The 16515-nt window shown below is 42.4% G+C and carries 18 protein-coding genes and 1 tRNA gene; 7 read left to right on the top strand and 12 right to left on the bottom strand.

What is annotated here, in order from left to right:
* Positions 1–126: 126 nt before the first annotated feature.
* Positions 127–1446 (bottom strand): RNA polymerase factor sigma-54, encoded by a 1320-nt coding sequence (rpoN, locus tag IGJ15_RS03405; RefSeq protein ID WP_231434766.1) that lies wholly within the window; start codon positions 1444–1446, stop codon positions 127–129.
* Between the two features lie 51 nt (positions 1447–1497).
* Between rpoN and IGJ15_RS03400 the strand changes: the two genes are divergently transcribed.
* Positions 1498–1569, top strand: a tRNA-Arg gene (locus IGJ15_RS03400).
* A gap of 165 nt (positions 1570–1734) precedes the next feature.
* Here the strand turns inward: IGJ15_RS03400 and rpoE are convergent.
* Positions 1735–2343, bottom strand: coding sequence for a DNA-directed RNA polymerase subunit delta (gene rpoE / locus IGJ15_RS03395; protein ID WP_005234347.1), 609 nt, complete (start codon positions 2341–2343; stop codon positions 1735–1737).
* Between the two features lie 84 nt (positions 2344–2427).
* Positions 2428–2865, bottom strand: a complete 438-nt coding sequence (locus IGJ15_RS03390; RefSeq protein WP_005228669.1) for a DUF1934 domain-containing protein — start codon at positions 2863–2865, stop codon at positions 2428–2430.
* A 223-nt stretch (positions 2866–3088) separates the two neighbouring features.
* Between IGJ15_RS03390 and IGJ15_RS03385 the strand changes: the two genes are divergently transcribed.
* From IGJ15_RS03385 to yidA, 3 genes are read left to right on the top strand one after another with little or no spacing between them, the layout of a single operon-like run.
* Positions 3089–3910, top strand: a complete 822-nt coding sequence (locus IGJ15_RS03385; RefSeq protein ID WP_074535534.1) for a lipoate--protein ligase family protein — start codon at positions 3089–3091, stop codon at positions 3908–3910.
* Positions 3894–5264 carry an HD domain-containing protein gene (locus IGJ15_RS03380; protein ID WP_010749809.1) on the top strand — a complete coding sequence of 457 codons (1371 nt, stop codon included), beginning with the start codon at positions 3894–3896 and terminating at the stop codon, positions 5262–5264. Before IGJ15_RS03385 ends, IGJ15_RS03380 begins: the two co-directional genes overlap by 17 nt.
* Before the next feature lie 9 nt (positions 5265–5273).
* Positions 5274–6092 carry a sugar-phosphatase gene (gene yidA, locus IGJ15_RS03375; protein WP_005228663.1) on the top strand — a complete coding sequence of 273 codons (819 nt, stop codon included), beginning with the start codon at positions 5274–5276 and terminating at the stop codon, positions 6090–6092.
* 44 nt (positions 6093–6136) lie between these two features.
* Here yidA and IGJ15_RS03370 read toward each other — a convergent pair whose 3' ends face one another.
* Positions 6137–6580 (bottom strand): NUDIX hydrolase, encoded by a 444-nt coding sequence (locus IGJ15_RS03370; RefSeq protein WP_005228661.1) that lies wholly within the window; start codon positions 6578–6580, stop codon positions 6137–6139.
* 147 nt (positions 6581–6727) lie between these two features.
* On the opposite strand from IGJ15_RS03370, the gene gloA reads away from it, so the two are divergent.
* Positions 6728–7102, top strand: coding sequence for a lactoylglutathione lyase (gene gloA / locus IGJ15_RS03365; RefSeq protein ID WP_201688537.1), 375 nt, complete (start codon positions 6728–6730; stop codon positions 7100–7102).
* Positions 7103–7189: 87 nt separating this feature from the next.
* Positions 7190–7903 carry a gamma-glutamyl-gamma-aminobutyrate hydrolase family protein gene (locus tag IGJ15_RS03360; protein ID WP_015510190.1) on the top strand — a complete coding sequence of 238 codons (714 nt, stop codon included), beginning with the start codon at positions 7190–7192 and terminating at the stop codon, positions 7901–7903.
* Between the two features lie 72 nt (positions 7904–7975).
* Here IGJ15_RS03360 and IGJ15_RS03355 read toward each other — a convergent pair whose 3' ends face one another.
* From IGJ15_RS03355 to zapA, 8 genes are all read right to left on the bottom strand, one after another.
* A complete protein-coding gene (locus IGJ15_RS03355; protein WP_005228656.1) occupies positions 7976–9229 on the bottom strand; it encodes an ABC transporter permease in 1254 nt (417 codons plus the stop codon).
* Positions 9222–10121: an ABC transporter ATP-binding protein gene (locus tag IGJ15_RS03350; RefSeq protein ID WP_005228654.1), complete on the bottom strand. Its 900-nt coding sequence runs from the start codon at positions 10119–10121 to the stop codon at positions 9222–9224. The genes IGJ15_RS03355 and IGJ15_RS03350 overlap by 8 nt, the downstream gene beginning before the upstream one ends.
* 17 nt (positions 10122–10138) lie before the next feature.
* A complete protein-coding gene (locus IGJ15_RS03345) occupies positions 10139–10819 on the bottom strand; it encodes a DUF2812 domain-containing protein (RefSeq protein WP_231434767.1) in 681 nt (226 codons plus the stop codon).
* Positions 10806–11132 (bottom strand): PadR family transcriptional regulator, encoded by a 327-nt coding sequence (locus IGJ15_RS03340; protein ID WP_010749815.1) that lies wholly within the window; start codon positions 11130–11132, stop codon positions 10806–10808. Before IGJ15_RS03340 ends, IGJ15_RS03345 begins: the two co-directional genes overlap by 14 nt.
* 282 nt (positions 11133–11414) lie before the next feature.
* Positions 11415–11729, bottom strand: coding sequence for a thioredoxin (trxA, locus tag IGJ15_RS03335; protein WP_005228645.1), 315 nt, complete (start codon positions 11727–11729; stop codon positions 11415–11417).
* Positions 11730–11825: 96 nt separating this feature from the next.
* Positions 11826–14189: an endonuclease MutS2 gene (locus IGJ15_RS03330; protein WP_430599285.1), complete on the bottom strand. Its 2364-nt coding sequence runs from the start codon at positions 14187–14189 to the stop codon at positions 11826–11828.
* Positions 14190–14267: 78 nt separating this feature from the next.
* Entirely contained in the window at positions 14268–14822 is a 555-nt protein-coding gene (locus tag IGJ15_RS03325) for a CvpA family protein (RefSeq protein WP_005228642.1), read from the bottom strand.
* Between the two features lie 23 nt (positions 14823–14845).
* A complete protein-coding gene (gene zapA / locus IGJ15_RS03320) occupies positions 14846–15286 on the bottom strand; it encodes a cell division protein ZapA (protein ID WP_005228634.1) in 441 nt (146 codons plus the stop codon).
* Positions 15287–15502: 216 nt separating this feature from the next.
* On the opposite strand from zapA, the gene rnhC reads away from it, so the two are divergent.
* Positions 15503–16429: a ribonuclease HIII gene (gene rnhC, locus IGJ15_RS03315; protein WP_167826954.1), complete on the top strand. Its 927-nt coding sequence runs from the start codon at positions 15503–15505 to the stop codon at positions 16427–16429.
* Positions 16430–16515 lie beyond the last annotated feature (86 nt).

Here is a 16515-nt window from a genome sequence, read left to right as displayed (position 1 = left end):
TACGCAACTATTTCAGTCACAAAATCTTGCTTTTCATAAAATCGTCATAATTTGAAAAAGAGGAAAGGATCGATAAAAAAGGAAAGGCTTTGCTGCCTTTCCTACTCGTTAATAGTACGTTTTGCTTTACTCGAATCGTTTCCGCTTGGAAGAACCAGGGATATTCATGGCTTCACGATACTTTGCCACCGTTCGTCTGGAAATATCGATACCCTGGGCTTTGAGAGCATCTGTCAACTTTTGGTCTGACAATGGTTTGTTTTTGTTTTCTTCATCGATCAGTGCTTTTAGCAGCTGTTTGATCGATGCCGTCGTCAGGTCATCACCGCTTTCTTGTGTCGAAACTTTCTGTCCAAAAAATAGTTTTAATTCAAACACCCCAAAGGAGGTTTCCAAGTATTTCCCCTTGACTGCCCGGCTGACCGTTGATTCATGAATGCCTAACTCTTCGGCAACTTCTCTTAAAACCAATGGCTTTAATGGGCGATCTGGTTGAGTGAAAAACTCCTTTTGCCGCGCAACGATCTGCACGCCGACACGATAGATGGTATCTCCTCGTTGTTGCAAGGTCTTCTTTAGCCACTCGAACTCTTGGGCTTTATTGTCTAAATAACTTAAAACCTCTGGATCACCGCTTTGCTTCAATTGGTCAAAGTACTGCTGCTGAAAGCGAACTTCTGGTAAGGCGCGCTTGTTTGATTTCACGATTGGTTGTCCTTTTTCAACCGTCACTCGCAGGTCAGGGACGATGTAAAGCCCATCCGTTGAACCGAACGCCGCCCCTGGTGTGGGAGTCAATGTTTGAACATAATCAAAGACCTTTTGGATCTCAGTTAAGGGAATCTGCAGTGCTTTGCTGATTTTATCCCACTTGCGCTCTGCCATTTCCGTGAAGAATTCTTCTAAAATGAGATAGGCCATTGGCGGCGCATAATCATCTCTTTCCGTTTGTAGCATCAAACACTCTCTTAGATCACGAGCACCGACGCCTGCTGGATCTAGCTGCTGGATCAAGGTCAAGGCATCAAGCATTTGGATTGGGGTCCCACCAACAAGTTTTCCAGCTTCTTCCAGATCAATCGTCAAAAAGCCGTTTAAATCAATGTACTCGACTAAAAATAAAACGATCGTCCGCAAGAAGGTATCTCGGTAGTTTAAATGCACTTGATCGATGAGGTATTCGAATAAAGACGTATGCTGGTCAGGGATCTGGCTTAAATAATCCATCAATTGTTCTGATGAGCCATTGCTTTTGCTTGGTGTGATGGGCGAATCATATTCCCCCAGATCAATCAATGGATTTTCTAATGCTTGGTTATCTATGAAGGACAATAATTCGTCTGCAGAAAATTGCAGCACTTGGATTGATTGCTGTAATTTCTGCGTCATAGCAAGCTTTTGCGTCTGTTTTTGTTGTTGTGAAAATTGCTGTTGAAATTTCATCATTCTACCTCTTGTTTTTTTCACTGAAATTGGTTAAACTAATATTTGTGCTTCGCGCCTTTAGTGTAGTGGATATCACGTAAGATTCCGGTTCTTGAGACGGGGGTTCGATTCCCTCAAGGCGCGTTTTTTCTTTTCGTTACAAGTATACTCGATTCAAATCAATAATTCAAAAGCACTTAGGGACCGCTGATGCGGTTCCTTTTTTTATTTGTATCTATGTAAGAAGACGAAATCGTCCTTCAGCGATTAAAAGCTGCTTGCAGCCCAAAGGCGAAAAAAAGAAGAGGATTACTCCTCTTCTTCCTCTTCATCCGCAAAATCATCTTCATCATCGTCATCGATAATGGTTAGATCTTCCTCAATGCTGTCAGGTAATTCTTCTTCATCATCGGTGCTATTGTCGGCGCCGATTTCTTGCAAGTCTGAATTGTATGCCGAGATTTCTTCATCCTCGTCATCATCATCATCAAAGAGATCATCTTCTTCGTCATCTGACAAATCAGTATCCTCAGGATCATCATCGTTATAATCGATTGCGTCTTCATCATCGTTGATAAAGGCATTGACTTTTTTACGTTTGCGACGACGTGGTGTATCTTCATCCTCGTCTTCGATGCCATGGTTGACTTCTTCATCGATCGAATCAATGGCGTACCATGAACGTAAGCCCCAACGATTGTCGCCTAAAGAAATAAAACTACCGTCGATATTCAAGTCTGTATAAAACTGCGCCAATGAATCACGAATCTCGCTGTCTGAAGTTTCAAGATAGTTTTGAATTTGGTTGACCAAATCAGAAAAATCCATCACGTCACCGCGCTGCTCTAAAATCGCATGGGCAACTTCAATCATCGACAATTCGTTTTTATTTACACCTTCAAATACATTAATTTCCAAACGGGACACGTCCTTTCACAGTCTACTCCTAATCATACAAAATTACGTCTCAAATTGCAATTTTTTCTTTCAATTTCCCTTTGATCAAGCGGTAAATTCTAAAGATAGTTTGTATTCGCCGACTTTGTCAGCAGCCATGAACAAGTCATAATCGATATCGATCTTTCCCGAATATGGACGGTCTTTCAAGCTAACGTGCAAATGATTGGTGAAGGTGTGGAACATCATCAAGCCATACGGGGTTTGGTAGCTCGTCTCTAAACGTTCCTTATAAGAAAATTTCAAGCGCATGCGCATTTCCCCTGAGCGAATCAATTGAATCAATCCGTCTGGCATGATTTTCATCGTGACGGGAACGTCGGTACCGTCTGGCTGGATCTCTTTGTAACGGATATATAAGGTATCACCGATCTTGACTGCTTGTCCTTGCAGATCAAACAGAAAGTTCTCTGTTTCCCCTGCTTGTCGTACATTGGTTGTTAAATGAATCGAGATTGGGATTCCTTTTGATAATTCTTGCATGTACGTGTGCCTCCTTTGAAGATTTCAGTTTCATTCTTGCTTTTTTTCATTCGTTTGTCAATCATTTCAGTTGATTCTCCTTGGTCTATTTCTTCATTGAAAATAAAAAAGCGAAAACAAAAGCAAGTTTTCATTCTTTTCTCCAAGTAATTTTCCAAGAATCGTATATAATAAGGATAACAGTTACTTTTAAAGGAGTTTAACCGATTTGACTATCTATATAATGGATCAAACCTTACCACGTATCCACAATCCTTATGAGCCATTTGCCTTCACCGATGTTGCCACCGAAGCTGCTGGCAAACAGGAACAAGTTTATTGTCATTTTTGGCAGTTGTCCGATACGATGATTTTAGGAATGAAAGATACCAGGTTGCCTTTTTTGACAGCTGGTCTGCAGGTTTTGAAAGAAGCTGGCTATGCCTCGATCATCCGCAACTCAGGCGGGCTTGGGGTCATCAATGATGCCGGTATTTTGAATGTCTCCCTCATTTTCCCTAAACATTTGGCTGCCACTACGGATGCAGCCTATGAAATGATGGCGACATTGTTGCAAACAGCCTTTCCTGAGCGGACAATTTTGGCTTATGAAATTGCTGACTCGTATTGCCCAGGCACCTATGACCTGAGTATTGATGGGAAAAAAATTGCTGGTACAGCACAACGACGGATCAAAGACGGCGTGGCTGTCATGATGTATCTGAGTATCAATGGCGACCAACCAGCCCGCGGCTCTCTCGTTCGTCGTTTTTACCAAGCAGGTTTAAAAGAGCGCTTTGGTACGGATGGCTATCCAGCCGTCAATCCTGCGAGCATGACCACTTTAGAAGCGGCTCTCGGCCGTAAGTTTACCACACAAGAGGTGATTGACCGCTTGCAAAAAGCCCTGCTTTTCTTGATCACAGACCAATCCCTATATCCGCTTGAGTCACTGGATCAATGGCTTTCAGAAAATGACCTTAGCGAACAAATGCAGCAACGCTTAGCTGGCATGGAAAAGCGAAATCACCCAATAAAGGAGTTTAGCGATGAGCCTACCATATAAATATCAAACCTTAGCGATAGAAAAAGTGTTTCGTGACCCTGTTCATAACTATGTCCATGTGCAGCACCAAGTGATTTTAGACTTGATCAATTCCAAAGAAGTGCAGCGTTTGCGACGAATCAAACAACTAGGGACTGCTTCTTTCACCTTTCACGGAGCAGAACACAGCCGCTTTTCTCACTCCTTGGGGGTTTATGAAATCAGCCGCCGCATTTGCGATATTTTCCAACGCAATTATTCGATTGAAAAAGTTGGACCGAACGGCTGGGATGATAAGGAGCGTTTAGTGACCTTGTGTGCAGCATTGCTTCATGATGTGGGCCATGGTCCATACTCCCACACCTTTGAGCATATTTTCCATACAGACCATGAAGCCATCACAGTGGCGATCATCACTTCTCCTGAAACGGAAGTTCATCAGATATTGAACCGAGTGGAGGCTGGATTTCCTGAGAAAGTGGCAAGTGTCATCACTAAAACCTATCCAAATCCCCAAGTCGTTCAAATGATTTCCAGTCAAATCGATGCTGATCGGATGGACTACTTGCTGCGCGATGCTTATTTTACCGGCACTGAATACGGCACGTTTGATCTGACCAGAATTTTACGAGTGATTCGTCCGTACGAAGGCGGTATTGCTTTTTCTATGAATGGCATGCACGCTGTGGAGGACTACATCGTCAGTCGTTACCAAATGTATGTGCAAGTTTATTTCCATGCGAGTTCTCGAGGGATGGAAGTGATCTTAGCCCACTTGCTGGATCGTGCTGCAGAACTTTATCAAGTGGATCAGGAAATGTTTCAAAGCCATTCGCAACTGCTTCTCCCATTTTTAAAACAAGAATTCACTTTAGATGAATACTTGAAACTCGACGATGGCGTGTTGAATACCTACTTTACCCAATGGACGGAAGAGAATGATCCGATCCTCAGCGATTTAGCCAAGCGGTTCTTAAATCGTAAACCGCTAAAATCCGCTCGCTTTGACGATGAGACACAGTTGCCGATGATTGAAGAAATGCAGGGACTGGTGGAAAAAGTCGGCTTCAATCCCCGCTACTATACTGCCATCAATTCAAGCTTCGATCTGCCTTATGATTTTTATCGACCAACTTCTGGTAAGCATCGGACACAGATCGAATTACAGGAAAAAGATGGTTCCCTTGTAGAATTATCCCAAGCCAGTCAACTTGTTGCAGCCTTAGCGGGACAAACCCAAGGTGACCAACGCTTTTATTTTCCAAAAGAAATGATTGACCCCAACATCCAAAATCACTATGATTTATTTGGAGAGACGTATCAAGAGTTTGCCAAGCACATTCGCAATGGTGCTTTGATCAAACCAAGCCACTAGGAGGAACTTATGAGTATCAAACTGATCGCCATCGATATCGATGGTACCCTGCTGAACAACGACCGCAAGATCACTCCAGCAGTTTACAAAGCATTAAAAGACGCAGAAGCACAAGGCGTGCGCATCGTTTTGTGTACGGGACGCCCCTTAACTGGTGTCCAAGATTTATTGAAGGAACTAGACTTATTTACGGACAATGATTTCGTGATTACCTACAATGGCTCTTTGGTTCAAAAAACCAAAAATCAAGAGATCATCTCTGAATTCGGCTTGTCCCAAGATGACTATCTCTTTGTTGAGATGACTGCGAGAAAATTAGGGGTTCACCTTCATGTAGAAACTGAGGATACCATGTATACCGCTAACCGCGATATCAGTCCTTACACGATTTATGAAGCCTTCTTAGTCAACATGCCATTGAAATATCGGACACCAGAAGAAATGACTGCTGACTTGAATATCATCAAAATGATGATGATCGATGATCCCGCAATACTGGATCAGATCATCCCACAATTGCCGAGCAGTTTGACCGACAACTACAATGTGGTTAAAAGTGCTCCATACTTCTTGGAAGTCCTAAATAAACAAGCCCATAAAGGAGCTGCTGTCAAAAAATTGGCGGAGCACTTAGGCATCAAACAAGAAGAAGTCATGGCGATCGGCGATAATGAAAATGATTTAACCATGGTGGAATATGCTGGTATCGGTGTGGCGATGGCCAATGCTACTGAAAACGTGAAAAATGCCGCAGATGTCCTAACCGCTTCAAATGAAGAAGACGGTGTAGCAGAAGTAATCAACAAGTATGTTTTAACAAATAACTAAGTGCAAAAAAGTCAGGTTTCCTTTTTATCGGAAACCTGACTTTTTTATTTTGCCAACCACTGTTCAACTGCCCATTTATGGCTGCCGCGTTTCAATCGTTGGATCGCTTCTTCTGGCGTGTGCCAAGACAATTGATTGGTTTCTTCTGTCGGTTCGCAAACTTTTTTCCACTGTGTCATTAAATAGAAATAGCCCGGGTGATGGTAAAATGTATCGCGATGGCGCGAATAGAAGTATTCAACTGCCTCCCCTAGATACTCAGCAATCTCCCCTTCAAATCCAAGTTCTTCAATCAATTCTCGTTGGATCGCTTCTTCTTTGCTCTCATTTGGCTCAATTTCACCACCGGGCAAAAAGTATGCGCCGTTGGGTGCTTGCACCAAGATCACTTCATTTTTTTCGTTTGGAAGAACGACATACGCCCCATATCTTGATTTGTATGGTTTCCCCGCTTCTTTTTCCCCGAACACAATTTCCTTTTCTGGCATGATTCCCTCCACCAACACTTTCTTTCCATTTTACCCTATGCCAATAGTCTGGACAAGCTGGAAATAACGCTCGGTTGTCTTTTATTCGTTACAAAAAGAGAAAATATGTTATCATACAACTATCAAGATCGAAAGGATGATTTACCCATGAAAATGGCTCACACATGTGTCCGCGTCAAAGACTTAACGGCTTCTCTATATTTTTATCAAACTGCCTTTGGTTTTGAAGAATCTCGCCGTCGTGATTTTCCTGAACATAAATTTACTTTGGTTTACTTAACTTTGCCTGGTGATGATTACGAGCTAGAGTTGACGTATAACTATGACCATCCTGGCTATGAGTTAGGCGACGGCTATGGCCATATCGCCATCAGTACCGATGATCTAGAAGCGCTTCATGAGAAGCACCAAGCGGCTGGATTTGATGTCACTGACCTGAAAGGACTCCCAGGAACTTCTCCTTCTTACTATTTTGTGAAAGATCCTGATGGCTACAAAATCGAAGTTATTCGCGAAAAATAAAGCGAAGGTGATCGAAAAAAGGACCCCGTGTCCTTTTTTCTTTTTCGATTCATTTCGATTCATTTACTAGTAGAAAGGTTTGATCAAATGAAACCCATTATCGGCATCGCTGCTAATGAACGACCAATGATTGAAGAAGCAGAACATTGGTTGTCATATACACCCAAAAATTTTGTGACCCATATCCAACAAGCCCAAGGCATTCCCCTATTATTACCAATGGGTGTCGTGGAAGATGCTGCAACTTACATCAGCAAAATCGATAAACTATTATTAGCCGGTGGTCACGATGTCTCCCCTGTTCACTATGGCGAAGATCCTCATCCCTTGATTCAAGGCATTCATCCTGATCGTGATGTCTTTGAATTGGCATTGATCAAAGAAGCAGTGGCTCAAAACAAACCGATCTTTGGAATCTGCCGCGGCATGCAGTTACTCAATGTCGCATTTGGTGGGAGTTTGTACCAAGATCTCTCTTTGATCGATCACCCAACGATCAAACACGTGCAATTGCCGACGTTCTTTCAATTCCCTACACATCGGGTAAAAATCAAGGCAGACAGTCGTTTGGCTGCTCTTTTAGGCACAACCTATCACGTCAATTCTTTTCATCACCAAGCGGTCAAAACAGTTGCGGATGATTTCAACGTGATTGCCACCGCTCCTGATGGTGTCGTTGAAGCCATTGAATCCACTGCCTATGGCGCACCGATCTTAGGCATTCAGTGGCATCCTGAGCTAGCCGCTCACAAGCTGCCTTCTGAGCAATCGATCTTCAACTTTTTTGTGCAGGAATTCTAAAGTCTTGCCCCTTGTTTTCTAGATTTTAGCGAATAAAAAACGCCCGATCACGAAAAGGATCGGGCGTTTTGCTTATTTCTCGTTTTTCATTAACACTAGTGATTGTTTCAACGTTGCTAAAATGCCATTGTCGTTATAGATCAAGACATTTGATTTGTACATTTTTGCAGAAACCAGCATCAGGACAATTGTGGTAACAGCAAGAATCCCTACTGAAATCAATGCACCGCCGATACCCACTGTATCATTAGCAAGCCGTACTGGCATAATGAAGGAAGATAAAAATGGTACATAGGAAGTTACTCGCAAGACCACGTTATGAGGATCCATACCGCCTAGCACGATTCCAAGCATATACCCGCCTAATGAAAGATACGTTACTGGAATGATGGCTTTCGCCGTATCTTCTGCTTTGTTCACTAACGACCCGCAAAGGGCTGACAAGACCGAGTAGATCAAAATTCCTAAGAAGACGAAAACGATCGCAAACACCAGGAAGGGACCAAAAATGCCATCTGTCGAAAAGTTTGCCAACAAGTCTTTTACCATTGGGTTATCCTTGATCCAGAAATAGCTCCCGCCAAAAATCGCAACATAAGCAACTAGCTGGGTCGCTGCAACCATGATTACACCAGTCAATTTGGCATAGTAATGGATTTGCGCCCGTGTACTAGACAAAATGACTTCCATGATGCGTGTTCCTTTTTCAGAAGCGATCTCTTGTGCAATGATCTGTGCGTAAGTAATGATAAAGAAAAAGAGGATGATTGTTGCGATCATACTTACTAGTGATTGCATCGCGGTATTGTCTTCCCCATAAGTCATTTCGCCATCTTCACCGAAGGAAACTTTTTGACGATCAAGCGGTGCGACTTCACTAAGGACTGCCACTTGCTCAGCAGTCAAGCCAAGCTCACTAGCTCTATAGGAAGACTGCAAACCCGTCAATAACTGTTGGATCGTCAGCTCTAAAGCTTGCCCCATCGAGGACTCGCTTAATAATTCCCCTTGCAGCGTATCCCCAGAAGCAGTAATAAGTAACAAAGCATCAGCATCTTTGTCTGCCATCTGTTGCTGCCCTTGTTCTTCGCTGTCAACAATTTCAAATTCAAAATCATCGCCGCTTTGGTCCACAAAGGTCTGCGCAATGGCTGGTTCATTCGCATAAACGGCAATTTTGTCGACACTGTTCATACCATCAGCAAAATAACCAATGAGATAAAATGCCCCCGTTGCAATAAATGGCACGAGAATCATAATCAAAAACGAAATTGATTTGATATTTTTTTTATAAACATCTAATGCGATTACCCAAAACTTACTCATTTATTTTTCCCGCCTTCCGCTTAAAGATTTCTTCTAACGTTGGCGGTTGTTGATTGAACATAGGGATATAACCATCCGCCGTTGCTAAATCAAATAAGGTTTTTCCTACTGCAGGATCAGCGATCGTAATATCATAGCTGCCATCTTCTCTGGCAAGAACTTCCTCGACACCTGCCACTGCCAAGAGCTGTTCTTTCGTCAAGTTGGATTCTAAATAGACTTTCGTCCGCCCAAAGGATTCACGAATTTCATGAACTTTTCCGTTTAAGACAGTTTGACCATCCCGCAGCATAATCAAGTGATCGCAGATTTTTTCCACATTATCCATATTATGACTGGAGAAAATGACACATGAGCCATTTTTTTTCAGTTCAATGATCCCATTTTTCAACAGTTCTGCATTGACGGGGTCTAACCCACTAAATGGTTCATCTAAAATCACCAATTTTGGTTCATGGATCAACGTTGAGATCAGCTGAACTTTTTGCTGATTTCCTTTTGATAGCGATTTGACTTTATCGGTTTTCTTGCCCTTGACTTTAAATTTGTCCATCCAATAGTCGATTTTTGGTACGATGTCTTCTTTCTTCTTGCCTCGTAACCGCGCGAAATAGATCAATTGATCTTCAATCGTTACTTTTGGAAACAAGCCGCGTTCTTCTGGCAGATAGCCGATAATATTGTATTCTTTTTCACTAATTTTATGGCCATCCCACAATACTTCCCCTTGATCGGCTTTCAAGAAATCCAAGATCAATCGGAATGTCGTCGTTTTACCAGCACCATTTTGACCAATCAAGCCCATGATCTGTCCATCATTGATGGTAAAGGACAATTGATCGACTGCTGTATAATCGCCAAATGTTTTTACTAATTGTTTTGCTTCTAACACATGCTCACCTTCCCTATCTAATAAAATATATCACTAAAGAAAAAGCCGATAACGGCGCCAATGAGCGCTCCGACAAACATCAAGATGACGGTATCGCGGATCACTCGTTGACGCTTCGCCAGTTTCTCTGGTTCATTGTAATAACTTGCTCGATTTTTATATAAGAATTTCATCAGGATCGTGGTCAATCCTACCCCAATCGGGATAAACACCAGCCCCGTAATCAATCCTAGTCCAAAGGACCAAAATGGATTTGTGCGAATATTGAAATAACGGATCAGAAAATAAATTGCTGCTAATATCACTAAACTGATCACCGAAAGTAGAATCGATTTTTTCATTAAATACCGTGTTTCATTATCGATCCGTTCTTGATAGCTTTCTTGGTCACTGAAAATCGCTGGTGTGTCAGGAGACGCTTTAAAATAAAAATAGCGATCTTTATAATTGCTGATATAAGTCCAGCCTCCTGCTTGATACATCGCTAAGTAATCAACGATCTCAGAGGGCTCTCCTTCGAAAAAGTCTACTGCATATTTGGTCGTTTCTGGGTCTCCTTTGATAAACTTCAAAAACCCTAACCGATTCATCTTCACAAAGTGCCACCCTAACGACGCTTGTTTTTGCAGACGAACCATTTCCTTTTCTGGGTAATAGGCTACACCAAGTGAAAGAAGGTATTTCTTATTGATGCCCATCTTGCTCTCCCCCTAACGCTTCGAAAACCTGTTCTCCGATTTGATAAAATAATTTGCGCCGTTGAATATCTCTCTCCAGAACTTGTCTTCCTTCTGGTGTAATCTGATAGATTTTTTTTCGGTCAACGCTCTCCTCTAAATCGATCCACCCCTTTTTCGTCAGCTTCTTTAAAATCGTATACATCGTTGCGGGACCAATCTCAAACGTCCCTTGGCTTAGCTCATGGATCTGTTTCATGATGAGATACCCATGTTTCGGCTTTAAAAGCGCTAATAAAATCAAATAGGTTGAATCTGTCAATGCCTCATCCATTTGATTCCTCCGTCCCACTAGCTATATCACTTAATGATATATTATCGAATGATATAACCAGCGTCAATCTTTTTTTTCTGATCTGCTAACATTGCTGGAGAATGACTGCTTTCTTAATGTTCATTCTCACTTTTCTCGTTAGCAATTGAGTGAACCCCAGCAACAGTGCATGGAACAAAGAGTAGAAGTTAGAAACGTCAAAGGCATTCTTCAAAGACTTTGTCCCCAAAATAAAAAAAGCAATAGCCACTTTCGGCTATTGCTTCAAAAACGTTTCTTCTATTACATATGTTCCGCAACTAAAGCTTTCAATTGATCTTTTGTATGCACCCCAATTGCTTTATCAACGACTTGGCCGTCTTTTTTCAACAACAAAGTTGGAATAGACATGATCCCGAATGAAGCTGGTGTTTCAGGATTTTCATCCACATCCATTTTCACGATCTTCAATTCGTCTTCTTCATATTCGTTCGCTAATTGTTCCAAGATCGGCGCTTGCATCCGACATGGACCACACCAAGTTGCCCAAAAATCAATAAGGACTAAGCCTTTATCGGTTTCTTCTGAAAAAGTTTTATCAGTAATTTCTTTTGCCATCGTACTTCCCCTCCATTTTTAAAACTAAAAAAAGTATACCACGTATCGGAAGTTTTTTAAAATCGTCTGCTTACAAAAGGTAAGGGTTCTTAAAGGTTAGTTAAACTTCACAATGGTCGCCCCATTGCCCCCTTGATTTGCTGGCGCAAATTCAAAACTTTTCACCGAGCGATGATTTTTCAAATAATCGGTAATCCCTTGACGCAGCGCACCGGTTCCTTTTCCGTGGACGATCGTCACTTGCGGATAGCCTGCCAAAATCGCTGCATCTAAATACTGATCCACTTCATTGAGGGCTTCTTCGTACCGCTTACCGCGTAAATCCAACTGATTGACCACTGGACTGCTGTCAGCAGAACGAATCGTATTGACGATACGCTGTGTAGGCTCCTTCACTGGCGCTGCTGGTTGGAGATCTGTTTCTGGCAAATTCATTTTCAAAATACCGATTTGGACTTGCCATTGATTTTTGCCTGCTTTTTTCAATAAGACCCCGCGCTGACCATAAGATGTTACAAGCACTTCGTCTCCTTCTTTCAGCGTCTTGGCTGCTTTGGCTTTTTGCAGAACCTTGTTTTTTTGCAGATGTTCTTCTTGTTGCAGTCCTGATAACTTGGTGCGCGCGTCGATCAGCTCGTGTTCTTTGACCTTCGTTTGACCGCCGGCTAACTGCATTTTACGAATATCGGCAATGATTTTTTCAGATTCTTCTTTGGCTTCTTCAACGATCTGATTGGATTTTTGCCGAGCTTTCGCCAATTCTTTTTCACGTTCTTCAAAGAAATAACTATAGGCTGCTTCTAGCTCTTGGTGCAAGCGGGCCGCTTCTTTTACATGATGACGGACTTCAAGATACTCGGTTTCCGTCATTTTTCTTCGATTTTCTAAATCAGCGATCATTTCATTCAGGTCTTGGCTTTCTCCATCCATGATCTCTTTGGCTTGATCAATGATCGTATCTGGCAAGCCAAGTCTTTTCGAAATCTCAAACGCATTGCTTCGTCCTGGAACCCCGATCAACAAGCGATAGGTCGGACTTAAGGTATCAACATCAAATTCCATAGAGGCATTGATCGTATTGGATCGGTTATAGCCATAAACCTTCAATTCAGGATAATGGGTCGTCGCCATGACATAAGCCGACTTAGCCCCAAGTTCGTCCAAAATCGCAATCGCTAGTGCCGCCCCTTCTTGAGGATCGGTTCCTGCGCCTAATTCATCAAAGAGAACTAAGCTTGTCTCGTCGACTTTTTTCAACACTTCAACGATCGTTGTCATATGAGAAGAAAAGGTCGATAGACTTTGCTCAATGGATTGTTCATCCCCAATGTCCGCAAAAATCTCATTGAAGACACCCATTTGGCTTTCTTCTTCTGCCAGAATTGGTAAACCAGCTTGGCCCATGATCTGCAATAGCCCTAATGTTTTTAAGGTGATGGTTTTCCCACCGGTATTCGGCCCAGTAATGACAACGGCTTGATAGTCTTTTCCAATCGTAATATCGTTAGGAACGACTTTTTCTTGATCGATCAATGGATGACGTGCTTGCTTAAAAAAGACATGGTTGTCTTGATTGATCGCTGGTACGATTGCCTTCATCTCTTTTCCAAAACGAGCCTTGGCATTCATGAAATCCATGATCCCGATCACATACGCATTATGGAGAATCTCTCTTTGATATGGGGCTAACTCTGCTGACAATTCTGCTAGAATACGTGTAATTTCATCCCGTTCCGCAATTTGATGCTGGCGCAAACGGTTATTTTGTTCCACTACTTGTTTCGGTTCGATAAACAAGGTTTGACCAGAGGAACTTTGGTCGTGGACTACCCCGCCGAAAACACCTCGGTACTCTTGTTTGACTGGAATCACATAACGCTCATTTCGCATGGTTACGATCGTATCACTTAGATACTTTGCATTGCCACCTCGGACGATGCCATCCAATGTCTCGCGAATCGTCCGTTCTGCTCGTCGGATCGATTGGCGAATTCCACGTAGTGCTGGAGAGGCATCATCTGTGACTCGGCCATCCTCATCGATAGCTTCTTTCAAGCGTCGATTCAAGGTTGGCAAAGACACCAACTGTTCTTCCCAGTGATACAAGCGGGAAAATTCAATCTCGCTTTCAGACAAATCAGCAAAAAAGCGTTTCAATTCCTGCGTAGTTGATAAGACACGGGCAACTTGTGCCAACTCAATGCCATTTAAATCGGCGCCAATTTCGATCCGTTTCATTTGGGGACGAATATTCTCAATCTTTGGTACAGGGATTCCGCCTCTTAAACGTTGGATCTTGATCGCGTCTTCTGTTTCTGCTAGCCAAGAGGAAATGACTTGCATATCACTTGATGGCGCAAGCTTTGCTAAGGCTTCTTTTCCTTGGGCTGTTACAATATACTGACCGATTTGACTCTTTACTTGTTCAAATCCTAAAACATCAAGGATCTTAGTATTCATTCTTTTCTCACCTGCTTTGTTTTAACTTTTTGTTCCTAAGAAAAAGGCAGAATGGCTCTGCAACCATCTGCCTGCTTTTTACCCAATCACATCTGTGATCCACAATCGATAGAAGTAATCTGAGAGAATCGGCGACCGATCAACGATGAAATTCGCAGTTCCGCTCGTTTCAAACAGATTTTGAATCGTGGCAAACGGGATCATTGAGAGAATCATGAAAAACATGTACAAATTGATATACATCAAGATAACATTCAAAACACCCGCAACTGCCCAGTCATAACCACCTAAAAAACGTAGGCGTTTGTAACGCAAACTGTCTGCAAAAATCACCACTAGTTTTGTGATCAGCCATCCAGCAAAGAGCACCATCACAAAAGCGATGGCTGCATAATAGGCTTTGTCTAAATCTAAAGCCAGTTCCATATCGTAGTATTTTAACTTTGAATCCGCCGTTACTGACATATAAGGAACATAGAGCTCAATTTTTTTCGCAATTTCTTGGTAATTCGCAACTGCAAAGAAAAAAGAGATCAAATAGCCCAAAACTGAGACCAATTGTAAACTGGTTCCGCGCCGCGCGCCGCCATAAAAGGCTGCCAACAACAAAACCAAGACAAATAATCCAATCATTTAGGAATCCTTTCTACGCCGCACTACCCATGGGCTGTCTTTTCTTGAATTTTTCGTTTCCTTTGTTCATTTAAGATCTGTTGTGCTTCCACATGATTATGGATCTCCACATCACTGCGACCTGTCTCATCGAGAACTTTCCGTGCTTCGGATTCGATCGCTTCGATCCGCTTGATGCGATTCTCAAGCTCCGTTGCTTTAATGGCTTGTCCCCGCAACTCGTCCACTTTTTTTTGTAGGACCAACAGCTGTTCTTGTTTTTTCAGCTGGTCGGAAACAGCGTTGATCGCTAATAAGATCGACGCTTGTTCTTGATCGGTTTGTGGCGATAATTGCATGATCTCAAGCAGTTGGTCATTGACCAATCTTGTCACCATATCCATGTGTTCTTTGCTTTCGCGTCCAATAATCGTGTAACTTTGATTCGCGATAACTGCTTTATAGCGTTTCTTTTGCTCCGTCATAGGAATATTTCCTCCCATTGCTTACATTCTGCTCTATTCTATCACTTATTGAACATGTGTCGCAAACTCTTAACTATTATACGTGATTTTCTTATGAATTTCCATGCCAATCGTTTGTTTGCTGATCGTCTTAGTAAAAAAGAATAAGAAGTATGGTAAAATCTTAAAGTATCCTTTTGTCTACCTAAAAAAAGACAAAAAATCAGGAGGAATCAAATGAGTACGATCGTTATCAAAGTACCAACTTCAACTATCCAAAAAATGCAGCAATTTTATCAACGAGAATTGCTGGCGAAGAAAGTTCCTTATACAGTGTTTGTCGCCAAAAAAGGGCCAACGACGATCACTGCTTATACGTCTGGAAAAGTCATGTTTCAAGGAGCGACTGCTGAAAAAGAAGCTTCCTTATGGGGCGATACGGCTAGTGCTGTACCGGATAAGAAAAAAGCGACTGTTTCAACCACTGCGTTGCCAGCAGGATTTAGCGAAAAAAGCGTCGTCGGCAGTGACGAGGTCGGCAACGGCAGTTATTTCGGTCCTTTGGTGGTCTGTGCCGTCTATGCCAAAAAAGAGCAATTGCCACAGCTGAAAGTCTTAGGTGTCAAGGACTCAAAAATGCTGACAGATCCAGAGATCCGTAAGATGGCGCCGAAAATCAAAGAATTGGTTCCTTACCAATTGCTCACTGTCACGCCCAGAAAATACAACGAGATCCAACCAAAATACAACACGGTCCGAATGAAAGTTGCTTTGCATAATCAAGCCATTCGTTTGCTTTTGCAAAAAATTGCTCCTGAGACACCAGATGCCATTTTGATCGATCAGTTCACGAGCGAAAAAAATTATCGCACCTATTTAAAGTCGGAACAAGCAGCGGTCACTGAAAAGCTCTATTTTGCGACGAAAGGGGAACAATATCATCTAGCAGTAGCGGCAGCCTCTATTTTATGCCGTACAGTCTTTTTGGATGAATTAGATGCAGCCTCCAAAGAAGTCGGTATGCGTTTGCCTTCTGGCGCCCACGCAGCTGCTGACCAAGTTGCAGCAAAATTACTGCAGCAAGGTGGCATAGCACTATTAGGCCAATATGCCAAACTGCATTTTGCGAATACCGAAAAAGCACAGAAACTCGCCAAGCTGTGAGTTATCGTATTTTCAAAAAAACTGCCGCTACTTCTGAATAAAGGAAGCAGCGGCAGTTTTTGTCCTCAGTACCAGTTGAATGCTGG

This window comes from Enterococcus sp. AZ079 (assembly GCF_050547255.1).
Lineage (GTDB): Bacteria > Bacillota > Bacilli > Lactobacillales > Enterococcaceae > Enterococcus_D > Enterococcus_D casseliflavus.
The sequence above is the reverse complement of the archived record's forward strand: the minus strand, read 5'-3'. Positions and strand labels throughout refer to the sequence as shown.